Source organism: Streptomyces sp. NPDC055025 (assembly GCF_053608565.1).
The window spans coordinates 38,250-43,718 of sequence record NZ_JBSGVS010000073.1 but is presented as its reverse complement, the minus strand read 5'-3'; the positions used below and the strand labels follow the sequence as shown (position 1 = coordinate 43,718).

4 protein-coding genes are annotated in these 5,469 nt (G+C 69.6%); 2 read left to right on the top strand and 2 right to left on the bottom strand.

Annotated elements, in window-relative coordinates:
* Nucleotides 1-169 precede the first annotated feature (169 nt).
* Nucleotides 170-619 carry a hypothetical protein gene (locus ACWGDX_RS33420; RefSeq protein ID WP_453631716.1) on the top strand — a complete coding sequence of 150 codons (450 nt, stop codon included), beginning with the start codon at nucleotides 170-172 and terminating at the stop codon, nucleotides 617-619.
* Nucleotides 620-1,908: 1,289 nt separating this feature from the next.
* On the opposite strand, the gene ACWGDX_RS33415 is transcribed toward ACWGDX_RS33420, so the two are convergent.
* Both ACWGDX_RS33415 and ACWGDX_RS33410 read right to left on the bottom strand, forming a co-directional pair.
* Nucleotides 1,909-2,844, bottom strand: a complete 936-nt coding sequence (locus ACWGDX_RS33415) for an aldo/keto reductase (RefSeq protein ID WP_453631714.1) — start codon at nucleotides 2,842-2,844, stop codon at nucleotides 1,909-1,911.
* Between the two features lie 296 nt (nucleotides 2,845-3,140).
* The gene (locus ACWGDX_RS33410) at nucleotides 3,141-3,428 is read right to left on the bottom strand and encodes a hypothetical protein (RefSeq protein ID WP_453631713.1); all 288 of its coding nucleotides are present in this window, start codon (nucleotides 3,426-3,428) and stop codon (nucleotides 3,141-3,143) included.
* Nucleotides 3,429-3,966: 538 nt separating this feature from the next.
* Between ACWGDX_RS33410 and ACWGDX_RS33405 the strand changes: the two genes are divergently transcribed.
* Nucleotides 3,967-5,337, top strand: a complete 1,371-nt coding sequence (locus ACWGDX_RS33405; protein WP_453631711.1) for a CARDB domain-containing protein — start codon at nucleotides 3,967-3,969, stop codon at nucleotides 5,335-5,337.
* Nucleotides 5,338-5,469 lie beyond the last annotated feature (132 nt).

Here is a 5,469-nt window from a genome sequence, read left to right as displayed (position 1 = left end):
CCCCTGGGCGGCGCACCGCCGCCCAGGGGCCCTCCGTGCCGGGCTTCCCGGACAGCGAGACGCATGTCATGAGAACCGGTCACACCGAGGTGAGTCGTCGGAACACCGCGAAGCGCTGGACTGACGCGACGTGGTCCGACTGTCGTCAGTGGGTGTCATGATCGGGTGCGTGGGAGTTGTTTTCGGTTACTACGCCGCCGCGGACGATCAGGATGCCGGCCGAGCGGTCAGGCGCGTGGACGGCGAGCCCGGCGGGAGCGGGTACGACCAGCTCGTGGTGAAGGGCATCGACCCGGTCGTCGACCTACTGACTGTCGAGGTGGTCCTGACAGGCCGACCCGCGGGCGTCATCAAGTCCGACCCCCGGTACGGCCACCTGGTCGCCATGGTGGGGGACAGTGAGCTTGTCAGCGTGTCCCTCACGGATGCCTTCCGTGACGCACTCGCGAGCGTCGACCGGGAGTTTCTGGACGACGTCGCCCAAGGCTGGGCCCGCTCAGGTCGCTTCGCGACACCGCCTGACGCGGACCACCTCGCCGGGTTCCTCAGGCGGTTGGCCTCCCTCGCGGAGCGAGCCGTGGCTCAGGAGCAGGGCTTGTACTGCTGGATGTGCCCGTAGCCCACACCGGGCCCGCGGCCGACGGCGAGTAGTCGGCGCCCCATGCGGTGCCGTCCGCTGCAATGCTTCGCGAACCCCCGGCTGAGGTCGGCGCCGATCCCGCGATGTTCCTCGACACTGCCATCGTCATCGTCCCCGCCACCGTTCGTCGGCACGCCGGACACCGCCGCCGAATGCCGACGACGGATCCCTTGTCGACACCCGCTTGCCCCCAAGGAGGCCGTGCGAACCCGGGTCCGGAGACGCGACCAGCGCATTCAAGGTCTCGCCAAGGAATCCACAAGACCGACCGGAGACGCTGACCGGACCGCCGCATCAACGGGGCGTCGGAAGCCCAGCCACCAGGGGGAACCCATGCGTCTTCGCCATGCCATGGCCAGCACCGTATTCAGCACCGCGCTCCTCGCCGACGCAGCCGCCGCGCCAGCCCACGCGGCCTCATCCGGCGCGGCAGCGTGCCAGACGGCTTCCTGGAAAAGCGTGGACGGCACGGAAACGAGACTCACCCAGAGTGCGACACTCCACCAGCGGGGCCCGTACTCGGACTGCACACCTGGATACAGCCTGACCCCAGGGACAAGGGTCGTATACGACTGCTTCACCTCCAACAGCTACGAAAACACGTGGACACACGTGACCGCGTACTACAGCAACCTGGTCCTCAAGGGCTGGATCTGGGACGCGAAGCTGCCGGATGGAGGCAGCTACGTGGAATGCCCCTGGTGAACCCTGAGACGCCCAAGGCAACACCGGACGTGACGGAGCGCCCCGACCGAGAGGCGAAATCCAGGGGTCGTCGCAACACGTGATCACTGACATGTGGTGGCGAGCGGTTGAGACAGGCTCTCGGCCGGGGTGTGCCAGCCGAGCGTTGTGTGTGGGCGGCTGAGGATGAGGCCGGGGCCTTCATGGTGTCCACCCCTATGGGGCAGCATGCCTCCTCGGCGAACAGGAGGCCGTGGGCGGCCGGTGGTCGTCGGCTCGGGTGCGGCCTCACGGATCTTGACCGTGAGGGGGCGAGCGTGATGCCGGTCCGGTGCGGAGTCCCCGTCTCCTCCGGTCGCTCCGGTCCGTGAGCGCCGAGGTATCAGGGCGTCGGTGCGCGGGGCGAAGGGCTTCAGGGTGGTTCGGCGGCTACCGGGCGGAGTTCGGTAGCCGCCGAACGGTGCGGGCGCGTTGTGGGTTGAGCCGCGCGTTCCGCACACCTTGTCTTGAGGATCAGCTGTCTGGGCCACACCGGCCCATGCGGTCCGGTTCCGGATGGTCAGGTGGTGATGACCAGGCCGGATTCAGGGGACGATGTGGCCCGCGGCGCGGAACAGTTCGTACCACTCGGCCCGGGTGAGCGGGAGTTCGGAGCCCTGGGCGGCGCCCGCGACGCGCTCCGGGCTGGTGGTGCCCAGTACGACCTGCATCTGAGCGGGGTGGCGGGTGATCCAGGCGGTCGCGATCGCGATCGCGGGGACGTCGTACTGGCCGGCGAGACGGTCGATAACGGCGTTGAGCTCGGGGTAGTCCGGCGAGCCGAGGAAGACGCCCGTGAAGAAACCGGCCTGGAAGGGAGACCACGCCTGGATGGTGATGTCGTTCAGACGGCAGTAGTCGACGATGCCTCCGCCGTCGAGGGTGACCGACTGCTGCTCCGCGAGCATGTTCGCGGAGACCCCTTGAGCGATGATCGGCCCGTGGGTGATCGAGAGCTGAAGCTGGTTGGCCACGATGGGCTGGCGCACGTACTTGCGCAGCAGGTCGATCTGGCGTGGGGTCTGGTTCGAGACACCGAAGGCGCGCACCTTCCCCGAGGATTCGAGCTCGTCGAAGGCGCGGGCGACCTCTTCGGGCTCGACGAGCGCGTCGGGGCGGTGCAGCAGCAGGATGTCGATGCGGTCGGTCCGCAGTGCCGCGAGTGAGCCCTCGACCGATTTGACGATGTGCTCGTAGGAGAAGTCGAAGTACGGGCCGTCCGGCACGATTCCGGCCTTGGTCTGGATCGTGATCTCGTCGCGCTGCGACGGGCTCAGCGCCATCGCGTCGGCGAAGCGGCGTTCACATTCGTGAAGCTCGCTTCCGTATACGTCGGCGTGGTCGACGAAGTCGATGCCCGCGTCGCGCCCGGTGCGGACGAGTTCGCGGATGTCCTCGTCGGACTTGTCGGCGATACGCATCAGGCCGAGCACGACGTTCGGTGCGAGGATGTCGGTGCCGGGCAGGGTAAAGGTCTTCACAACGGCTTTCCTTCCAAATTTTCAGGTCCGCACAGTACAAACGGGTCCACTCCGCACCTTAGGGGGCGGAGGATCCAGCGGCGGCCGTGGGGGGCGAGGTGCGGATCCCAACCCGGCGCCGCCGCTCGCCGGCGGAAGCCGAGCAGGTCCCAGGTCCTGTGCGACTGGCTCCATCAAGTGATGTTCGAGTCCGATGACCTGCGAGGATCGTCCGCGACCGAGCCGTCCGGTCACCGGTCCACGCCATCTCGGGCACGCTGGACAAAGCGCCGAGCGGGGGTGGGGCCAGGCTCACGTCATGGGCATGAAATCCGGCAGGGCGGCAGCAGCGTCCGGCGCGGCTCGCGCAGGCCGAGGGCCAGGCAGAGGCCGACGTACCCGACGATCTCCATAGGCGGGAACGGCCACACCAGCCGCTCTTCGAAGTCGACGGCGAGCAGGACGAGCGCCCCGGCCACGTCCGCGGCGAAGACCATGTACCAGGCCCGCGGCGAACGGACGACGGCGAGCAGCAGCGGTGCCGTCTGCACAACGGCCAGGCCGCTCGCGATGCCGCCGTTCAGGCCGTAGTCGGCACCGAGCACCTGGATGGTGGCGGGCAGCAGGGCGAAGAACAGCAGGAACGCAATGCCCCACGGCAGCAGCCGTACCCATCGGCGTGAGGCCCCGGCGAGCAGCGCGCGGGCGTTCCTCCCTCGCTGAGGTCATGGGCCCCTGTCTATGTACGGCGGGACTGCGTCAGAGAACGCGCGTCCTCATCACCCCGGGAGGGTTCACGCACCGGTCCCGGAGCGGGATGGCGCTGCTTCACGCGCCTCGGTCGACTGCCGCCGCCGCGCAAGCGGCATGGGGTGGCGGTGCCGTCCTCGGCGTCGTGGGTGAGCGCGGAGTGCCTCGGCCGGCGCGGCGTCCAGCCGTCCAAGTCCTTGATGCCTTGGGGCCCTTGATGCCCTTGATGTGCTCGATGTGCTCAGGAGAAGCGAGCGGGTTGGCCGGCGGCCGGGTGGTCTCCGACCGGGCGAAAAACTGAGGCGCGGCATGATCCCCTGCCATGTGATGATCCCTCCGGTGCGCCGGAGCTGCCGGCGCGTCAGTCGCATTACCACACCCTTGGGGGTAGCAATGAGACTGTTCTCTGCTGGACGCCCGGTACGTCTCAGATCCGGCGCCGCCGTAGCGATGGCGGCCGGTCTGCTGACCGCCGGGCTCGCCACGCCCGCGTTCGCCGACGACGACCCGCCGCAGACCGACCAGTTGTGGATCAACGCGCCGTACGAGCAAACGCTGCCGCTCGGCACCGACGGCGGTCAGCCGCAGTCCCGCACCCTCGGCGTCGGCATCTACCACGACAACGAGAGCTTCACGGTGACCGACGGCAGGCTCACGGTCGACGTCTCCGACCTCGCCGGGGTCGCCGAGGTCATCTGGCCCGGCAACTGCGCGCCGAGCGGCACGACCGCGGTGTGCGACATCCCCGTGGTGCCCGCGATCGGAGGCGACTACGAGGACCAGGTGTTCCTGACGGTGCGCGCGGCCGACGGCGTCGAGGTCGGCACGCAGGCCAGGATCACCTACGCGGCGACGGCCACCGGCGGGCCTGACGGCACGCTCACCGCGCCGCACGAGAGCTTCGACACCACGCTCACCGTCGGCGCCGGGCCCGACCTCGCCATCGACCCCGTCGCCGGCATCGAGGCCGGTCGGCCCGGCGACGAGCGGACGATCCCGTTCAAGGTCACCAACAACGGCAACGAGAGCGCGGACGGGTTCACCGTCAAGCTGTACGCCTCGTACGGCCTGACGGATCTGACCCGGTACGACGCCTGCGCCTACACCACGTCGGACGGCGAGGACTACGCACCGTCGAGCACCGCGGTCTGCACGTTCGACCAGGTGCTGGCGCCGGGCGACTCCTTCGAGCTGCCCGAGCCGCTGACGGTGCGACTCACCCCGCACGCGCTGAACGAGCGGCTCGACATCGACGTCGAACCGAGCGGCGGCGTCCAGGACATCGACTCCGAGAACGACTACGTGACCCTCCAGATCGGCGCGGAGAACACCGCGGACTTCTCCGTGACCGGTGACGCCGTCTCCGGCGTGGCGGGCGAGACGGCCACGGCCGAGCTCACGTTCAAGAACAACGGCCCGGCCTGGATCGGCAACCTCGGCTCCGGCGACCCGGTCGCCGAGGTCCGGCTGATCGTGCCCGAGGGCATCAAGGTCACCGGCGCGCCGTCCGGCTGCTACCCGCGCACCCTCGGCGGCGGCTACTACCCGAACCGGACGGGCGCCCCGCGCTACGACTGCGACCTGCGGTACTGGGTGCTGGAGGACACCGAGCGTACGTTCGCGTTCTCGGTGCGCGTCGACACGGTGGTGCCAGGCGCGACCGGTGCCGTGAGCATTCACCCCGCGTTCGGCGAGTTCGGCGAGTACCCCTTCGGCTACGACCCGGACCTCACGAACAACACGGCGGTCCTGACCGTCAACTGACCGGCCCGTGGGTTCGGAGCGAGCCGTCCGAGCGGCTGGGCCCCACCCACCCGGGCCCCCCCCCGGGGGGCGAGCGCGGGGGGCCGGGGGGGCCCCCCCCCCGCGCGGCGCGGGGGCCGCCCCCGGGGCCCA

What these genes read in the sequence shown, in the direction of transcription:
- ACWGDX_RS33405 (WP_453631711.1), top strand. Translation starts at nt 3,967, where the DNA reads ATGAGACTGTTCTCTGCTGGACGCCCGGTACGTCTCAGATCCGGCGCC.